The organism is Mucilaginibacter ginsenosidivorans, from assembly GCF_007971025.1.
Lineage (GTDB): Bacteria > Bacteroidota > Bacteroidia > Sphingobacteriales > Sphingobacteriaceae > Mucilaginibacter > Mucilaginibacter ginsenosidivorans.
The window spans coordinates 5,108,595-5,126,808 of the sequence record NZ_CP042436.1 but is presented as its reverse complement, the minus strand read 5'-3'; the positions used below and the strand labels follow the sequence as shown (position 1 = coordinate 5,126,808).

Annotated in this window: 12 protein-coding genes; 11 read left to right on the top strand and 1 reads right to left on the bottom strand. The window is 46.1% G+C overall.

Annotated features, from left to right (window positions below):
- Nucleotides 1-102 precede the first annotated feature (102 nt).
- The 10 genes from FRZ54_RS23420 to FRZ54_RS23370 all read left to right on the top strand — a co-directional run bounded on the left by FRZ54_RS23420 (nt 103) and on the right by FRZ54_RS23370 (nt 13,243).
- A complete protein-coding gene (locus FRZ54_RS23420) occupies nt 103-870 on the top strand; it encodes a hypothetical protein (RefSeq protein ID WP_147034221.1) in 768 nt (255 codons plus the stop codon).
- Nucleotides 871-985: 115 nt separating this feature from the next.
- Nucleotides 986-1,942 (top strand): acetyl-CoA carboxylase carboxyltransferase subunit alpha, encoded by a 957-nt coding sequence (locus FRZ54_RS23415; protein ID WP_147034220.1) that lies wholly within the window; start codon nt 986-988, stop codon nt 1,940-1,942.
- 294 nt (nt 1,943-2,236) lie between these two features.
- On the top strand, nt 2,237-3,181 hold the full coding sequence (locus FRZ54_RS23405) for a ribose-phosphate pyrophosphokinase (protein ID WP_147034219.1): 945 nt from the start codon (nt 2,237-2,239) through the stop codon (nt 3,179-3,181).
- A gap of 111 nt (nt 3,182-3,292) precedes the next feature.
- Nucleotides 3,293-3,874 (top strand): 50S ribosomal protein L25/general stress protein Ctc, encoded by a 582-nt coding sequence (locus FRZ54_RS23400; RefSeq protein ID WP_147034218.1) that lies wholly within the window; start codon nt 3,293-3,295, stop codon nt 3,872-3,874.
- A 146-nt stretch (nt 3,875-4,020) separates the two neighbouring features.
- Complete coding sequence (gene pth, locus FRZ54_RS23395) at nt 4,021-4,581, top strand: aminoacyl-tRNA hydrolase (RefSeq protein ID WP_147034217.1); 561 nt, start codon at nt 4,021-4,023, stop codon at nt 4,579-4,581.
- A gap of 284 nt (nt 4,582-4,865) precedes the next feature.
- Nucleotides 4,866-5,267, top strand: a complete 402-nt coding sequence (locus FRZ54_RS23390; protein ID WP_147034216.1) for a BlaI/MecI/CopY family transcriptional regulator — start codon at nt 4,866-4,868, stop codon at nt 5,265-5,267.
- A gap of 4 nt (nt 5,268-5,271) precedes the next feature.
- Nucleotides 5,272-7,617 carry a M56 family metallopeptidase gene (locus tag FRZ54_RS23385; protein ID WP_147034215.1) on the top strand — a complete coding sequence of 782 codons (2,346 nt, stop codon included), beginning with the start codon at nt 5,272-5,274 and terminating at the stop codon, nt 7,615-7,617.
- 173 nt (nt 7,618-7,790) lie between these two features.
- Entirely contained in the window at nt 7,791-10,280 is a 2,490-nt protein-coding gene (locus FRZ54_RS23380; RefSeq protein ID WP_187359702.1) for an outer membrane beta-barrel family protein, read from the top strand.
- A gap of 130 nt (nt 10,281-10,410) precedes the next feature.
- Nucleotides 10,411-12,855 (top strand): outer membrane beta-barrel protein, encoded by a 2,445-nt coding sequence (locus FRZ54_RS23375; protein WP_147034213.1) that lies wholly within the window; start codon nt 10,411-10,413, stop codon nt 12,853-12,855.
- Nucleotides 12,856-12,892: 37 nt separating this feature from the next.
- The gene (locus FRZ54_RS23370; protein ID WP_147034212.1) at nt 12,893-13,243 is read left to right on the top strand and encodes a Spx/MgsR family RNA polymerase-binding regulatory protein; all 351 of its coding nucleotides are present in this window, start codon (nt 12,893-12,895) and stop codon (nt 13,241-13,243) included.
- A 60-nt stretch (nt 13,244-13,303) separates the two neighbouring features.
- On the opposite strand, the gene FRZ54_RS23365 is transcribed toward FRZ54_RS23370, so the two are convergent.
- Complete coding sequence (locus FRZ54_RS23365) at nt 13,304-15,718, bottom strand: TonB-dependent receptor plug domain-containing protein (protein ID WP_147034211.1); 2,415 nt, start codon at nt 15,716-15,718, stop codon at nt 13,304-13,306.
- Between the two features lie 203 nt (nt 15,719-15,921).
- On the opposite strand from FRZ54_RS23365, the gene FRZ54_RS23360 reads away from it, so the two are divergent.
- Nucleotides 15,922-17,946 carry a M1 family metallopeptidase gene (locus FRZ54_RS23360; protein ID WP_147034210.1) on the top strand — a complete coding sequence of 675 codons (2,025 nt, stop codon included), beginning with the start codon at nt 15,922-15,924 and terminating at the stop codon, nt 17,944-17,946.
- Nucleotides 17,947-18,214 lie beyond the last annotated feature (268 nt).

Sequence of the window (18,214 nt, the reverse complement as noted above, 5' to 3'; positions counted from 1 at the left end):
GCACAAAAGGGGGCTTTTTGTATTATACAGGCGCCCATTTTTGAAAAGTATTAGCAGGATTTATCTATTTTTGGAAAACATCACCCTGAAATAAAGCTCAATATGATAAAAAGGCTACCCCTGTTTATACTGCTATTGTTTTTTTCTCCCGCTGCTTTTGCCCAATCCGACTCGGATAGTACAAAGCATCCATCTCCGGACACAACGGCAAAAAAGGTGGTCGTCGACAGTATATCAAAAATTCCTGCTGCTGACACCACAGCAAAAGCTGTGAAAGATTTAAAGGCCGACAGCGCAAGCGCGTCCCATGCCGCCGACAGCGTGGCAAAACAGGTTTCAGGGAAACAGGGGCCAGCCCGCAAGATAAAACATGCCCGCGTTGACAGCGTTGCGAAGGCCCTGCCCGGAAAAACCGCCAAATCGTCTGCCGGAGCGAATACGACAATGCATTCCACAGTAAAAACCCTGAGCGACGAGCGCTATTCCATGCTGATGAAAGGCGAGGACTTTGATAACATGTCGCTTGCCGGCGAGCTCAATCATTACCCGATGCCGGATAAGGCGCTTGAGTATAAAGTACAGCTCGGGCTCAATCCCGGACAGTTGACGAAACTGAAGGAGATATCGGCGGTACTGCACCGTAAACGCATTGAAATGGGGGAGAATATTATTAAGAATGAAAAAATGCTGGATACTATTTTTCAAAGCAAGCAAGCAGTTGACGGCACGGTAATTTTTTATACCAATCGGTATGGATTGTATATGGGCGAAATAAGGAATGCAGTTTTACAAGCCTGCCTGAAAACAAGGGATGTATTAAGCGAAGCGCAGATCAGTAAGCTGGAGAGCCTGGAGAAGGCGGTTAAATAGCTGACGGCGTTAAATGGCTGATAAAGTTGACAAGGGCATTCTAAAACAACTTATTCAAACTTAATCGGCCTAATCCAAGTTAAGTTGTTTAACTTTGCAACCCGTTACAAAGCATATGAAGATCACTTTTGATTTTGAAAAGCCTTTGGCCGATCTGCAAGCGCAGATAGATAAGGTGCAGCAGGTTGAAGAAAAGACCAAGGTAGATATGTCTGCAACTATTAATGAGTTGCAGGAGAAATTTGAAACTACCAAAACCCAGATATACTCGAATTTGACGGGTTGGCAGCGTGTCCAGATATCCCGCCACCCCGAAAGGCCCTATACCCTGCAATATCTTGAACTGATGTGCGACGATTTTATCGAACTGCACGGCGACCGTACGGTAGGGGACGATAAGGCGATCATAGGTGGTTTTGGGTCTATCAATGGCGAGACCGCCATGTTCATCGGTCACCAGAAGGGCCGCAACACCAAGGACAGGCAATACCGTAATTTTGGTATGGCTAATCCCGAAGGTTACCGCAAAGCGCTGCGCCTGATGAAGCTGGCCGAGAAATTCAATAAGCCTGTTATTACCCTGATAGATACCCCCGGAGCGTTCCCCGGTCTTGAAGCCGAAGAACGCGGGCAGGGCGAAGCCATCGCACGCAACCTGCTCGAAATGTCGGTGCTGCGTGTGCCTGTCATTTGTGTCATCATCGGCGAAGGGGCATCGGGCGGTGCACTTGGCCTCGCGATTGGCGACAAGGTATTTATGCTTGAAAATTCGTGGTACTCGGTTATCTCGCCCGAGAACTGTTCCACCATTCTTTGGAAAACCTGGGAAAATAAAGAAAAAGCGGCCGAGGTATTAAAACTGAGCTCGCCTGAAATGCTTAAAAATAAGCTGATAGACGGTGTAATAAAAGAGCCTATGGGCGGCGCGCACCAGGACCCTGTGGCTATGGCCACTATCCTGAAAAAGCACCTGATCAAAGATCTGAAAGAATTGAAAGCCAAAGATGTTGATCAGCTGGTAACCGAAAGGATAGATAAATTTTGCGCGATGGGCGTGGTTGTTGAGGACTAGTCAACGCTCATTTCAGGCACTTTTTATCCGTCCCGCACTTTTTTGAAATTAGCTTTTGAACTTCAAAAAATCGTCTTACATTTGCATTCCATTTTGAAAGGCAGCTTTTAAGGTGGAAATTGTCCGATAGTATAAGGGTAGTACAAGTGATTTTGGTTCATTTAGTCTTGGTTCGAATCCAGGTCGGACAACACAGAATTTCGGATTTCGGATTTTCAATTTCGGAGTAGTTCGATTGAAATTTCTAAATCCGAATTGTTTTTTTGTAGGTTAGATAAAAAAAATCTAAAACAGATGCCAGTACAATTTAACCCGATCAAATTATTTGCCGGTTCGGCCACTACCGAACTTGCAGACAAAATTGCCAAAGCTTATGGCAAAGAATTGGGGGAAGTTGACGTATCACGTTTCAGCGACGGTGAATTTCAGCCGCATTTCAACGAGACGGTACGCGGATGCGACGTGTTCTTAATACAATCGACATGCCCGCCGACTGACAACCTGATGGAACTGCTGATGATGATCGATGCTGCGCGACGCGCATCGGCGCATTATGTTACTGCGGTTATCCCGTATTACGGGCTGGCACGGCAGGACAGGAAAGACAGGCCGCGTGTAGCGATAGGTTCAAAACTGGTTGCCAATTTGCTGGTTGCCGCAGGCATCAACCGTATTATGACCATGGACCTGCACGCAGCGCAGATACAGGGCTTTTTCGATATTCCGGTTGACCATTTGGACGCGTCCATCATATTTGTACCGTATATCAAGAGCCTGGCGCTTGAAAGCCTGACTATCGCATCGCCTGATATGGGCGGATCGTACAGGGCAAGAAGCTTTGCCAAGTTCTTTAATGCCGAGGTGGTGATATGCGACAAGCGCCGTAAACGGGCCAACGAGATAGAATCCATGACCCTGATAGGTGATGTAACCGACCAGGATATTGTGCTGATAGATGATATTTGCGACACTGCAGGCACACTGGCAAAAGCTGCGGGCCTGATCATGGAGCGCGGAGCGCGCAGCGTAAGGGCCGTATGTACGCACCCGGTTTTATCGGGTAAGGCTTACGAGACGATAGAAAACTCGGTGCTTACAGAATTGATCGTAACAGATACTATTCCGCTGAAGCACGAAAGTAAGAAGATAAAAGTATTGTCGACGGCGGAATTGTTTGCCAAAGCGATACTGAATGTGAACGAACACGGCTCTATAAGCCAGTTGTTTAAGGTAGACTGATTTTTTGGTCCATGGTCGATAGACGATGGTCCATAGTTAAAAAGAAAATAAACTATCATCTATGGGCTATTGACCGTGGACTTTTAAATAAAAACAAACAAATAAAAAATAATGAAATCAATTGCTATTAGCGGTTCTCCAAGAGAGAACGTAGGGAAACGCGACGCTAAGGAACTGCGCTACCAGGGTTTGGTGCCTGCAGTACTTTACGGTGGGACAACCCAAACCCACTTTGCAGTGTCCGCAGCTGATTTGAAGCCGGTAATTTATACCCCGGTTGTTCATTTCATCGACATTACCGTTGCCGGTAAAACAACACAGGCTATCGTACAGGACATCCAGTTCCATCCGTTGACCGAGCAGATACTGCACGTCGACTTTTTGCAACTGGACGAAAAGAAACCTATCGCCATCGAGATCCCGATCCGTTTGACCGGAACTTCGCCTGGTGTTAAAATGGGTGGTAAACTGGTACAGAAACTGCGCAAACTGCGTATCAAAGCTTTGCCAAAAGATCACCTGGATAACATCGACGTAAGTATCGAAGGCTTGGAAGTGGGTAAATCTGTTCGTGTAAGCGACCTGAGCTTTGACAAACTGGTTATTACCAACGCCAAAGAAGATACCATTGTATCTGTAACTACCTCGCGTGCATTGCGCCAGGCCGAGCAGGAAGCTGCAGGTAAAAAATAATCAGGGGATTACACCGATAAGGTTGTGATTACACCGATTTGAATAGCGATAGGTAAAAGCCTGTCGCTATTTTTGTATAATTGAACTTTCGTGATATAGTTAGCGGCCATGCTATTGACCATCGACTATTGACCATTAACTACAATATGAAATATCTCATCGTCGGTTTAGGGAACATAGGACAGGAATATGCTGATACACGGCATAATATCGGCTTTATGGTGCTGGATGAGCTGGCCAAACAGGAAAATGTGGGGTTTTATAATATGCGGCTTGGATATTATACCGAAGTTCCGTACAAGGGACGGACGCTTTGCCTGGTGAAACCGACTACCTATATGAACCTGAGCGGCAAAGCCCTGAATTACTGGATGCAGGAGCTGAAAGTGCCCATAGAAAATGTACTGGTGATAGTAGATGATATTGCGCTTCCGCTCGGAACATTGCGGCTAAAACCCAAAGGCAGCGCCGCAGGGCACAATGGCCTGAAGCATATCGAAATGACCCTCGGGCATAATAACTACGCCAGGCTGCGTTTTGGTGTCAGCGATAACTTTCCAAAAGGCCGGCAGGTGGATTATGTGCTGAGTGGTTTCGATGATGACGAATTACCTGAATTACCCGCGCTGATAGAACGTTCTATCGAAATGATCAAAAGCTTTGCTACTGCTGGTACTGAACTAACCATGACCCGGTATAATAAATAGCAAGGGTTTGCGAGGGGTAGCCCCTGACGGGGCAAAATTATGTTATGATTCTTTCTCTATAAACAGGTAGCTCCTACGGAGCAACTGGGAATTTGCGGCCGCATAGTTTTACAGAATTGTTTTTCTACAAACAAGTAGTTGCCACAGGCAATTTGTGATCGCGCAGCAAACTAATGAAATTTTTTTTACTGATTTTCTGTTAGTTACAATGATCATAAAACAAACCTAAGAAAGATTTCTTACTTTTTATTTGGAATATAAGAAATTTTTCTTAGGTTTGTTTTATGAAATCATCTAAACAGGAAAATAACACTTCAGAACCAACCAAATCGGAATTGGAAATACTACAGGTGTTATGGCAATACGGGCCGTCGACCGTGAGATTTGTGAATGATAAGCTGAACGAGCAAAAGCGCGAGGTGAATTACATGTCGACCCAAAAGCTGATGCTGATCATGCTTGATAAAGGTTTTGTTACAAAAGACGCAAGCCAGATGACCCATATTTATAAGGCAGCGGTTGACGAAAATAAAACCAAGGGTTTCCTGCTCGATAGGGTGGTGGATAACCTGTTCAACGGGTCGGCAAGCAGCCTGATGATGCAATTGCTGGGCAATAAGAAAATATCGCCCGAAGAAATGGAAGAATTTAAAGAATTGATCAAAAAGATCGACCAAAAATCATAAAGCCATGAAAACATTCTGGACGCCGTATATTTCGGATCACACCATTAACGCCATTTGCTGGACACTGATCCATTCGCTTTGGATAGGTTTGGCCGCAGCCCTGCTAACCGGGCTCGTGATTACCTTTACCCGTAAATCGGCCGCCGCGTTACGCTACCGGTTGCTGTGTGGTATCCTGGTGCTTTTTGTAGCGGCGGCGGGTATTACATTTTATATACAAATGCGTTTTGGAACCCCGGTGCAATTATCGCCCGGAAAAAACATCGTAATCATCGGTCCGGTTAGTGCCGTTGGCACAGATTCTGCGGCTCCGGCTACTCACACGAGCCTTTTTACAGGGCTAACTACGCTTATTAAGCAAAATACGAGCATCATTTTCCTGGTATGGCTGCTGTTTTTCGTATTGAAGAGCCTGAAAATGGTAAGCGGGCTGCTGTATATACAGCGCATACGCAATTATAAAGTGCACGTTGTTGCCGGAGAAGTTAAACAGAAGGTACAACAATTCAGCGAACAACTGGGAATAAGCAGGGCGGTCAGGCTGATGCAATCCGAGTTGGTTAAAGTACCTGTAGCGGTAGGCTGGCTGAAGCCGGTTATCCTGCTGCCGGTGGGCATTGTGTTGCAATTATCGGCCGAACAATTGGAAAGCATTTTATGGCACGAACTGGCGCATATCCGTCGCCGTGATTATCTGGTGAATATTTTGCAGGGACTGGTGGAGACGGTATTCTTTTTTAACCCCGCATTGCTGTGGCTGTCGTCGCTTATTCGCGCCGAAAGGGAGGCCTGCTGCGACGATATGGTACTGAGCCGCATGAACCGTAAAGCCAATTACCTGGAGGCATTGCTCGCTTTTGGATATGAAGATACCAGCCGCACAAGCCTGGTTATGAGTATAGGATCGGGTAGCCAGTTGCGCGACCGTTTAAAAAGGATGGTGAGCCAGGAAAATAAAAGGTTAAGTATTGCGGAGAAGGCAGTGCTTGCCGCAAGCCTTATCTTGCTGTCGGCGTTTACGGCACTACCCAAAGCCGATAATGCCGTGCAATATCTGTCGCACCTCATTTTAAAAAACCCGGTAAAAGCCGCTTTGGCAAAACATCGAGCTGTCGGCACGGCTGCAAAAAAACAGCCGGTTTTTAACTACGCCGCACAACATTCAGGGGATACGACCATCAAAAAGCACGATACAACGATACATATCACAAGTGTTTTGTATAGTAAGAACAATGCCGACCCGGCGAATACAGAAATGAGCGTCAAAGATGATAAAGGGGATATTTATGACATGGTGGTTGCCAATAATAAGCTTACGTCCCTGCGTATCAACGGTACCAAAGTTGATGATAGCAAACTGGCGGATTACGACCATATTGTACGGGAGGTTAATCAACAGGTTGCGGAAAAGAGGCGGTTTATGGCCGATGATATGGCCGGCTTTAAGCCGATGTCATCCAAGGCTAAATTTAAAATGAAGGATTGGGCCGATACCGGCAAAGTGAAACTTCGCCTGGGCTGGACCAAACCCGATTCTGGCTTCACAAAATTGAAGTTGTTATCTGATAAACCCTTTCCACAAAAGATGACAAAGCAGGAGTGGCTTGGGTTGAGATTACAGCAGGACAGCGCCGGCTACACTGCCGACCAGGTAAGGGCCAATGCGGTGATTGCCGACCTGGTAGCAGAGAAGGTAGTAGCCAGCGCTACGGCTGTAAAATGGTTCGGGTTAAGCAATGATGAACTGATAGTGAACGGTCAGAAACAGCCTGATGCTTTGCACGACAAACTTAAAGCGAAATACGGCATAAGTGAAGATAACGGACTGTATTACGGGCCTGTTAAAATGACGGGTAAAGGAGTATTTGTTGATGACGAACCGCATATAAAATTCCAGCAGCACAGCCTGCAGAAGCTTATGCTGAAACAGCAGCAATTTGCTATGAACGACATGAAATTTAAGCCGATGCCCAAAAAAATGTGGGCGCCCGACAAACAATTTATGATGAAGCAGAAAAACCTGCTAAAGCTTGACCAGCAGCACAACGGTTTCTTCAAGTCAAATTTCTCATTAAACGAAGTTATATCATCGGTAACGGACGACCTGGTTGGTGAAAATGTGATCAAAGATAAAAGCGACCTTTCGTCGTTCAAATTAACCAATACCTTTTTGATGGTTAACGGTAAGAAGCAACCTGATGATATTCACGAAAAGCTGAAAGAAAAATACCTCGACCAGCCCGGCTACTCAATGGACCGGCAGATAACGCGCGATCCGCATTTCGGCATACATTATACAAAAAGCGGCAGCATGGGCATCGGTATTGATGTAGACCGGGACGATCCTTAACACCCCCCTGTAACGTGCGTGTTACAGCCCTTAAAATTGCCATCCCCCCATTAGGGGGATTTTTTTCCGGCAATAGTTAAAATATGTTAAAATCAGCCATTTAAGTGTTAAATAAGCATTTTTCACTGTAACGTTTTATGCTCCCGAACGTCATTTCGCGTAAACCGGCGTGTATGAAAATTTCTTTACTTGCATTACTATTTTGCTTTGTCGCAAGCCTTGCTTTTTCGCAGGCGGCACAGCCAACTGTCACCATAAAAGGTAATGTCCTCGACTCGGCTGCCAGCAAGCCATTGGGGTTTGTAACGGTGGCACTGCAAAATGCGAAAACCCATGCAGGCATCCGCAGCGGGTTGACGAGGGAGGATGGAAGTTTTTCATTAAGCGCCAACCCGGCGCAGCCACTGGAAGTAGCGTTCGTTTTTGTTGGGTATAAAACCAAAATTGTGCCGGTTACAGGCGCCGGGCTCAATATCGATATAGGTAAAGTGATGCTTTCGGCATCATCCAGCCAATTGCAGGAAGTATCGGTTACGGCTGCAAAACCGCTGATGAAGCAGGAAGTGGACCGTATTACCTATGATATCCAGGCAGACCCCGATAGCAAACAACAGTCGGTTTTGGATATGATGCGCAAGGTGCCTTTATTATCCGTGGACGCCAATGACAATATCAGGCTGAAAGGGAGCGGCAGTTACAAAATACTGATCAATGGCCGGGAGTCGGCACTGATGGCTAAAAATCCTTCTGATATACTAAAATCGATGCCGGCCGTCAATATCCAGAAGATTGAGGTAATAACAACTCCGCCGGCTAAATACGACGCCGAGGGCCTGGCAGGCATTATCAATATCATTACCAAAAGAAGGGTCGACCAGGGATATAACGTGGGGATATTTACACGGTTCAATTCGGTGTATGGTGCAGGTTATAATGTGAACGGCACATTTAAGCAGGGCAAATTTGGGATGGCCTTTTTTGGCGGATTCGGCAGAAGTTTTAACAGTACTGGTGGCAGCCAGCCAACAGCGCTGGGAAGCACCGAAAATATTTTTGCCACGCAGACAACCATTTCGCAATCGGGTACTACGTTTCAAAACGGTAATTTTCATTACGGCGGCACCGAATTAAGTTATGAGGTTGATACGCTTAACCTGGTGACCGCATCGGTCAATTTTTTCGGCGAGGACCTGAACCTGCATAACCTTCAGCTTTCAAATACAGATAGCCTTGACGTGCTGAAGCAAACCTATTACCTGCAAAGTACAGGTCATACCCATACCCTGGGATTTGACGGCGCGATCAACTACCAGATGGGTTTCAAAAAATCGAAGGACCGCCTGCTTACTTTTTCGTATAAATACAGCTATGCGCCAAACCGGCAATTTAACGATAACATGTTCAGCGACAGGTTTAATTATCCTGCGGGGTTATTTCCCGATTATCAGCAATACAATAACGCGGGCAACAGGGATCATACCATCCAGGTGGATTATGCCGGACCGTTCATCAAACGGGTAGAAATAGAGGCCGGTGCAAAAATGATACTGAGAAACAATTACAGCAATTTCCATGTTGACGACCGGGACACCGCCAGCCAGCAATACCTGACCAACAATGCACTGACCAATGATTTTAACTATCACCAGGATATCTATAGCCTTTATAACTCGTACCAGGTAAAACTGGACAAATGGACGGGCAAAGCGGGTCTCAGGCTGGAACGCACAGCCATAAGCGCCGACTTTATTTCGGCCCGGGTTACAACTGCGCCAAGTTACAGTAACCTGATACCGTCCGTATCGGTACAGCGCAGCTTTAAAAGCAGCAGTGTTAACCTGGGTTTTACGCAGCGGATACAGCGCCCGGGTATTTTCCAGCTTAACCCGTTTGTCGACAGTTCGAACCCGGCCTTCATCAGCACCGGGAACCCCGGTTTAAAACCTGAGCTTGATAATACTTTCGACCTTACCTATAGTAACTTTTCAAAAGGTTCCATTAATATCGACCTGAGTTACGCGTTTTCCAATAATTCGATACAGAATGTCTCCAGCCTGCATATCGAGGATGTGAATAACCGCACGGATACGGTTACCTACACGACTTTCGAAAACTTAGGAACAAATAAGACGCTGGGGCTCAATATAAACACGAATCTAAGCATAGGGAAAAACTTTACGCTGAACCTGAACGGGCAATTAAACCATATATGGCTGAGCGGTACATTTGCCGGAAGCCAGTATAAAAACAATGGCTTTACCGGAAGCGGATTTGGGAGCATGCGCTATAAATTTGGCGCCAGCGGCTTTGCTTTCTCTTTCAATGCGGGCTATTTCAGCGGCAACGTAAACCTGCAGGGCCGTACTGCCGATTTCATATTTAATCAATATTTGGTAACAAAAGATTTCTTCAACAAGAAGCTAACCGTTGGGCTTGCCGCTAATAACCCCTACTCTAAATTTTACAATCTTAAGAATACTACCCGCACGAACGACTTTTACCAGGAGACCAACACGCAGGTCTATAACCGTTCGTTCGCCCTGCGTTTCAATTATCGCTTTGGCAAGCTGAAGGGTGATATAAAAAGAAATCAGCACGGGATAGAGAACGACGACACCAAAGGAAAGGATAATGGCAATAAAGGAGGCGGAAATCAGAAGTAAAGCGTCATTTTTTAGGCAAACAGGTAAAAGCTCCGTTACAAAACTAATTAATTAGTTAAATTATGTTAAAATGTTTTCCTTTGCGGGCCGATGAATTTACCTTGTACTACCCTAAAATCTGAGCCTTTGCATGAAAACTTTTCTGACTATTATATTTTCCTTTTTACTTTCAACTTTTGCGCTGGCACAAACTGCGGTCGGACCCAATATTACGATCAGGGGAACAGTTGTTGATTCGGCCACCAAGGCGCCCATAAGTTTTGTGACGGTTACCTTACAGGATGCCGCTACCAGGCAGGCAATAAAAAGCGGCCTGACACAGGACAACGGCTCGTTTTCGATAAGCGCGCCGGAAGGCAAAAGCTACCAGGTAACCTTTGTTTTTATAGGGTATGCTAATAAAACCGTTCAGCTTACCGGAACAGGCAAGGAGGTCAATATAGGCATAGTAGCCCTTTTTGCAACAAGCAAACAATTACAGGATGTTTCGATAACGGCCGTGAAGCCGTTGGTGAAGCAGGAGATAGACCGGATAAGCTATGATGTGCAGGCCGACCCGGAAACCAAGACCCAAAACGTGCTGGACATGCTGCGCAAGGTACCGTTGGTGACAGTAGACGCCAGTGACAATATCCAGTTGAAGGGCAGTGGCAATTATAAGATACTGATCAATGGCAAGCCATCGTCGCTGATAGCGCACAACCCTTCGGATGTGTTCAAGTCGATGCCCGCAAGCAGTATTCAGAAAATAGAGGTGATAACCACGCCGCCTGCGAAATACGATGCCGAGGGGTTGACCGGTATCATCAATATCATTACCAATAAAAAAGTTGACCAAGGCTACAATGGAAACATCAACCTGCGCGAGAATACCATATACGGCCCCGGAGGCGGACTGTCGCTTACGGTAAAACAGGGAAAATTTGGCTTGTCGATGTATAGTGGCGCCAGTGACCGCACCAGGACAACCGTTACCTCCCAAAATACTTTGCAAACTTTTGATGATCAGAAGAACCTGCTGTCGAACCTGGCACAATCCAGTTCGAACTCGACCACGGGACATTTTCTGTACACCAGCGAGGAGTTCAGTTACGAAATAGATACCCTGAACCTGCTTACCGCTTCACTCGACCTGAACGGGGCGCATTTTAACAGCCTCGGTAATTCGTCCTCTCAAACCTTTGGGGGCGACGGCGGGCTTACGCAAAGTTATCTTCAAAACAACACCAGTCATACCAGGTGGAGCGGGTTGGATGCTGGTATCAATTACCAGCTCGGTTTTAAAAGCAACAAGGACAGGCTGCTGACGATGTCGTATAAATATGACAGGTCGCCCAATTCTAACGATAACATGATCGACATACTGAGCAGGTATAATTACGCGGTACCCAGTCTGCATCAAACTAACAGTACAGGAACGCGTGAGCAGACATTCCAGGTGGATTATGTACACCCGCTGAAAAAGATCAACATAGAAGGTGGCCTTAAGGCGATATTACGGAAAAATTACAGCGATTTTGAAACCGGCGACCTGGATACTGTAAACCATGTTTACGTCAATGATCCCAGGAGCGACAACACCTTTAATTATGAACAGAACGTTTATAGTTTTTACAATACTTATCAGTTAAACCTGAAGGATTGGGGTTTTAAGGCCGGCCTGCGGATCGAAAATACTGACGTGAACGCCAACTTTGTTACCGAAAATACGCCCCTAAAACAAAACTATACCAATTTTATCCCCTCTATATCCGTCCAACGCAAGTTTAAAGGATCGAGCCTGAATTTCGGTTTCACTAACCGGATACAGCGGCCGGACATTTCACAACTCAACCCCTTCGTCGACAGCCTGAACAGCAAGTTCATCAGCACGGGTAACCCGAATTTGCAGCCGGTTTTAAGCCATGCGTTCGAGCTTAATTACAGCAAATTCTCAAAAGGGTATATTAACCTGGGTATTAGCTACTCGTTCGCTAACAACACCATCCAGAATGTGACCAAGTTGCTCGACACAGTTACCTACACCACCTACCAGAATGTAGGCAGCGATAAAAACCTTGGGGCACACATCAGCCTGAATTACCCGATCACCAAAAAGTTGAACCTGAATATCAACGGAAACTTCTCTTACATTTTCCTGCGGGGCTATATCAACGGACAATTATACTCCAACGAGGGTTTCCAGGGGTATACTTTTGCCTATGCGGGCTACAAGATCAGCGATACCTGGCGGGCGGGTATCAACGGCGGCTTCTACAGCGCCAATGTGCTGTTGCAAGGAAAGTCGAGCGCATATGTGTTCACCTCTATCAGTACATCGAAGGATATATTGAATAAGAAAGGCTCTATATTTATTAATCTGTCCAATCCATATGCACGATATAAAACCAATCGCAGTACAACCAGGGATGTTAATTTTTACCGTACCAGTGCCTCAGAATTCCCATACCGCTCGCTTAACATAGGCTTTAGTTACCGTTTTGGCAAGCTGAAAGCGGAGATCAAAAAGAATAAGCACGGGATCGAAAACGATGATATCAAAGGCGGCAACAAGAGCGGCGATACCGGTAAATAGGATTTTATTGCTGACGTCAAATCAGTAATTTCGCCGCATGACAGTTTACGGGATACCTAATTGCGATACGGTAAAGAAAGCGCTTACCTGGCTAAAAGCCAACCATATTGATTTTGAGTTTCATGATTTTAAAAAACTTGGCATATCTGCCAAAAAATTGAAAGAATGGGATAAGAAGGCCGGCTACGAAAAATTCCTGAACAAGAAATCATCCGTGTGGAAAGACGTTGACGACCGGGTTAAAGAAAGTATAGTGACTCCTGATACCGCATTCCCTTTATTACAGGAGAAAACCAGCATCATCAAACGCCCGGTTATCGAGGACGGCAAATTTCTTTTCTTTGGGTTTGATGAAGCGGTATATAAGAAACATTTTTTGGGGAGTTGATTAGTCAATGGTCAATAGTGAATGGTCAATGGTCCATTGGCTATGGGCCGCATTCAAAAGCTACTCAACTTTATACCGAAAAACCTGCCTGCCGATATTCCCTTTTTCGTCCATACCTTCTATGGTTACTTTGCAGGTACCGGTTCCATCGGCATTGTAATACTCAAATGACGCATTGCCTTCTTTATCCGTTTTTAGCTCCGGCTGCCAGTAAATGGTGCTGCGCAGGTCCTTAAGGTTGGCGTTATTGCCGGGATGTTCATATTTTGGTGCGTAAAATTCACGGGCTTTGTAAAAACCATTAACGGTAATGGGTAATACGCCGGTCGATGAAATATCTTTTGCCTGCAAGCCGCTGCCCTGTTTTGTTGTAATGACAAGTACGCCTTTGGCGCCCTCCATGCCATAAATTGAAGCATTCGCATCATAGAACAATTCGACCGTTTCAACCGCGTTCGGGTTAATATAATCTAATGGGAAATTCCAGCGTACACCATCAAGCATTACAAGCCCGGGGAAATTTCCAGATGAAGTTATCGCATAACCGTATCTGCCACGAAACTTGCCGGCCAGTTTGATCGAAAGCATGCCACCGGTCTTTTCTAATTCTTCAGCATGTACCACCTGATTTGCATGTCCTGGCCCCATCAAACTTGATGACCGATAATTATTATTTTCCTTTATCCCTTTAATTTTAACCTCTTTCAACATCCGGCCCTTTTTACCTAACCCGAGCGCATTTAACTGCTCCTGCTGCTTTTCCGTATTCGCCAGGTAAGCTTTCATCGGCTGATCAATGTTGTCGTGATTTGATGCCGACGCCGCACTGACTGCTGGATTTATGTCCTTGTGATAAACCAATTTCGTATTGTTTTTCCCATTGGCATTCGTGGCATTCAGCACAAAATGAACAGTATCTGTAAAAACCAAATTACTAAACCTGAAATTTCCTTTTTCGTCTGTGGTTTGGCTTAATACAGGTCCGCCCATCTGCGAGATCAACGACACAGTACCTTTGTTGATTGGTTTGCCCAAAACGCTCGTCGCCACGCCGCTGATCTCCAGCCCCTTTTCAGGCTGATAAGCAGGTTTATTATCGGCGCTATCCAATACTTGTTTCCAGGTAAACCTGCAGTAACCGTGGGTCAGCATTACCAGGTCAAGTTCTTTGAGTTTTTGGCCCGTAATGTTGTTGAAGTAATAGTTGGGTTGTTCGATATATCCTTTCAGGTCGGATGTAAGCAGCAGGTCGGATAATATGGTGGTTTCATCATTTTCATCGGTTTTTACTTTGCTTTCATCGACCACGGACACCGAAAAATGACCCTTTGCAGCAGAATCCGCCCGTGTTTTGGCGTTTAGTTTGATGTTCACCTTATCCCGGGGATGATAGGTTTCCTTATCCGTCGCAACGTCGAGGTTTAACTGGTCGTAGTTCTGGATAAATATGAGCCTTTCACAAAGCGGTTCGTTAGCGGATGAAAACAGGGTGATGCGGGTTACACCGGTGAATAGTTTCCGTTTGATCAGGTCGACGGTAATAACATTACTATCGAGCCTGCAGTCAACGGTATTCGCTATGCCGCCCGAATAAATGACCAGGGTATAATCCTTACCTTTATTCTCATCGAAATAAGCTTTACCGGCGCGGATGCTGACGGTAGCCTTTTGCAGGGAGTCGTTGTTTACAGAGAGGGCGATACCCTTATCCCTTGCCTGTGGCAGCATCACTTCATCTTTGGTGCCATCAGTGTAAATCAATTCGGCTTTATAAGTTTTTCCTTCTTCGGGCATCATCGTAAAATAGCCCATGCCCAGCCTTGCCGATGCAAATTCGACTACCTGTTTCCCGGTGTTATCAGTAATGATCCCCTTTACATAAGTACCCAGCCCGTTTGTTCCAATCGCTTTAAAGGCGACCTTGTTTTCGATACCGCTTACCAGTTCGCCACCTTCGGGGAAGAACTGCAGGTCGGCCCTGGCGTTCACGGCTTTTGCAGTATTGCTTTCGGGTACTTTGTTGTTCACCTGTGAACCGATAACGATCTCCTTTTCAAAAAGACTGCCCGGATCGTTCCGCATCCAGTTCGTCCATGCACGAACGCGATAGGTTCCGTCAGGCAGGCTATCCGGCAGGGCAAAATCACCCCAGGCAACGCCATTTGTCAATTGCAGTTTGATCGATTGATCTATTTTGGCTTTCGTATTAATAAGGTCGGCATGCAATACACCGCTAATGCCGGAAGGCAAATGCTTTTCACCCATGGTAACATAAGCTTTGAAGTATATGGTATCGCCGGCTGCGTAATACGTTTTATCGAAATGGAGGTATGCTTTCTCGGTCGGATAAATTTTATTATGAGTTTTGAGTTTTTCGAACAGTTGTTTAACATGCTCATCGCCGGTCTGTGCAGATATTGCATTCGAGATGAATATCGGCACAAACATCAGGACGATTTGAAAAACCCTATTCATGTTTAGGCGGTAACTTAGGCGTCAAAGGCTATTGAAGTATAATGTACAATTAAATCTTACAGATAATTATCAGCCAGGGAAGATTTTTCTGAACGCAGATAGCTATGTGCAGCAATCACCTTATTTGGTAACAATTATTTTACCAGGTACGCAATTCTCTAATTTATACTAAATTGCGCGCTCAATTAACTAACTGAACTGAAATGAAATTGAAAATGATGGCCGGTTTTTCGCTGGCCTTATTGATTGCCGCAGGCGCAGTGAATGCGCAGCAAGCAAATCCCCCGGCTGCGCAGCAGCCTTCGCAAACCGCAACCAATTACGATTACCACGAAACTTTTGGCCCGCCGTTCTACTCAAAAAACGGCAACGAGTTCAGGGCGGCTGATGGCGCCCCGGGTGCAAAATACTGGCAAAACCGGGCCGACTACCAATTGGCTGCCCATTTGGACGATGCAACCAACCAGATAACCGGATCGGAAATATTAACCTATACCAACAATAGCCCGCAAAAGCTTGGCTTTTTATGGATGCAGCTCGATCAGAACCTGTTCAAGTTGGATTCGCGCGGTACGCAGATAGTGCCTCTGGTGGGCAACCCGCCAAAACAGCAAAGCCGCAACTGGGGCCGCGGGCAGGATTTTGACGCGGGCGACAAGATTAAATCGGTAAAATTGCTGAATGCCAAAGGTGCCGCTACCGACCTGAAGTTTTTGATAAGCGATACCCGCATGCAGGTTTTCCTGCCGCAGGACGTGGCGCCAAATGGCGGCCAGGTTAAGTTGCAGATCGAATATTCGTTCATCGAACCAAACTACGGATCGGACCGTACAGGTATACAGGAAACCAAGAACGGTAAGATATTTACTATTGCACAATGGTACCCGCGTATGTGCGTATACGACGATGTGATGGGCTGGAACACGCAGCCATATACCGGTCCGGGTGAATTTTACCTGGAGTACGGCGATTTCGACCTGCGCATTACCGCACCTGCAAACCATATTGTGGTGGCATCGGGCCAGTTGCTTAACCCGCAGGAAGTTTACACCCCTGAGCAACTGAAGCGCTGGGCAGAAGCCGAAAAAAGTGAAAAGACCGTTGTTATCCGCTCGGCCGACGAGGTTACACAAGCTTCATCGCGCCCGGCAGGCAAAAAGGAGCTTACCTGGCACTTTAAAATAAGCAATGCGCGCGACGCGTCATGGGCGTCATCGGCCTCATTTATTATAGATGCTGCTAAAATGGACCTGCCAAGTGGTAAAAAATCCATCGCCATATCAGCTTACCCGGTTGAGAGCGATGGTAATGATGCCTGGGGCCGTTCGACGGAATATGTAAAAAAATCTATTGAATTTAACTCGAAACAATGGTTCGAGTTCCCTTATCCTGCTGCTACGGCCGTTGCCGGTGTAGTTGGCGGTATGGAATACCCCGGTATAGTTTTTTGCGGGTATAAAGCAAAAGGCAGGAGTTTGTGGGGCGTGAACGACCACGAGTTCGGTCATACCTGGTTCCCGATGATCGTAGGATCGAACGAAAGGCTTTACGGTTGGATGGATGAAGGTTTCAATACATTTATTAATACGCTTTCGACCTATGATTTTAACAATGGCGAGTACCGGCATGGCGGTGAAGATATGCATGACCATGCATCAAGGTACACCCGTACAGGGCTTGAACCGATGCTGAGCCAGCCAGCCAACCTAAAGGAGCGGAACACCGGTTTATTATTATATGCGAAACCCGGCGCTGGTTTGACGATGCTGCGCGAGCAGATACTGGGCCCCGAACGTTTTGATTTTGCTTTCAGAACTTACATTAACAGGTGGGCATTTAAGCACCCCACGCCGGATGATTTTTTCCGTACCATGGAGAACGCCGGTGGCGAAAGCCTGCAGTGGTTCTGGCGCGGATGGTTCCTGAATAACTGGAAACTTGATGTTGCGGTTAGCGATGTGAAGTATTTTGATAACGACCCAACGAAAGGTGCTATGATCACCATTGATAATTTGGAGAAAATGGCTATGCCGGTTATACTGGAGATAAAGACCGTTAGCGGTAAAACCGACCGTGTGAAACTGCCGGTGGAGATATGGGAACGTAACAGCACGTGGAGCTTCAAGTATCCATCCACCGAGGCGATACAATCGGTAACGTATGATCCTGATAAAGTATTCCCGGATATTAACCCGGATAACAATACCTGGACGAACGACAAAAAATAAACATTCAACCCGGCGAAAGCCGGGTTTTTTGTTGCCCCCTGCCGACCTGCCAATAAGTAATTTTGTATAAAAATGGTAAGGGAACATAACAAATATTGAGCCGTAGGCTCTACCGGTTTGTAGCTACCAATCCAAAGCAGTTTTTTGCCTCGCAGAGGCTACCCTTTATCCGCCGTTTGCGGAAAAGGTAAAGAGCTGATCATCTGGCTGATTGCGGGTAGCCTCTACGAGGCAAATTTTTTGTTTATTACAGTTTCTACAAACAGGT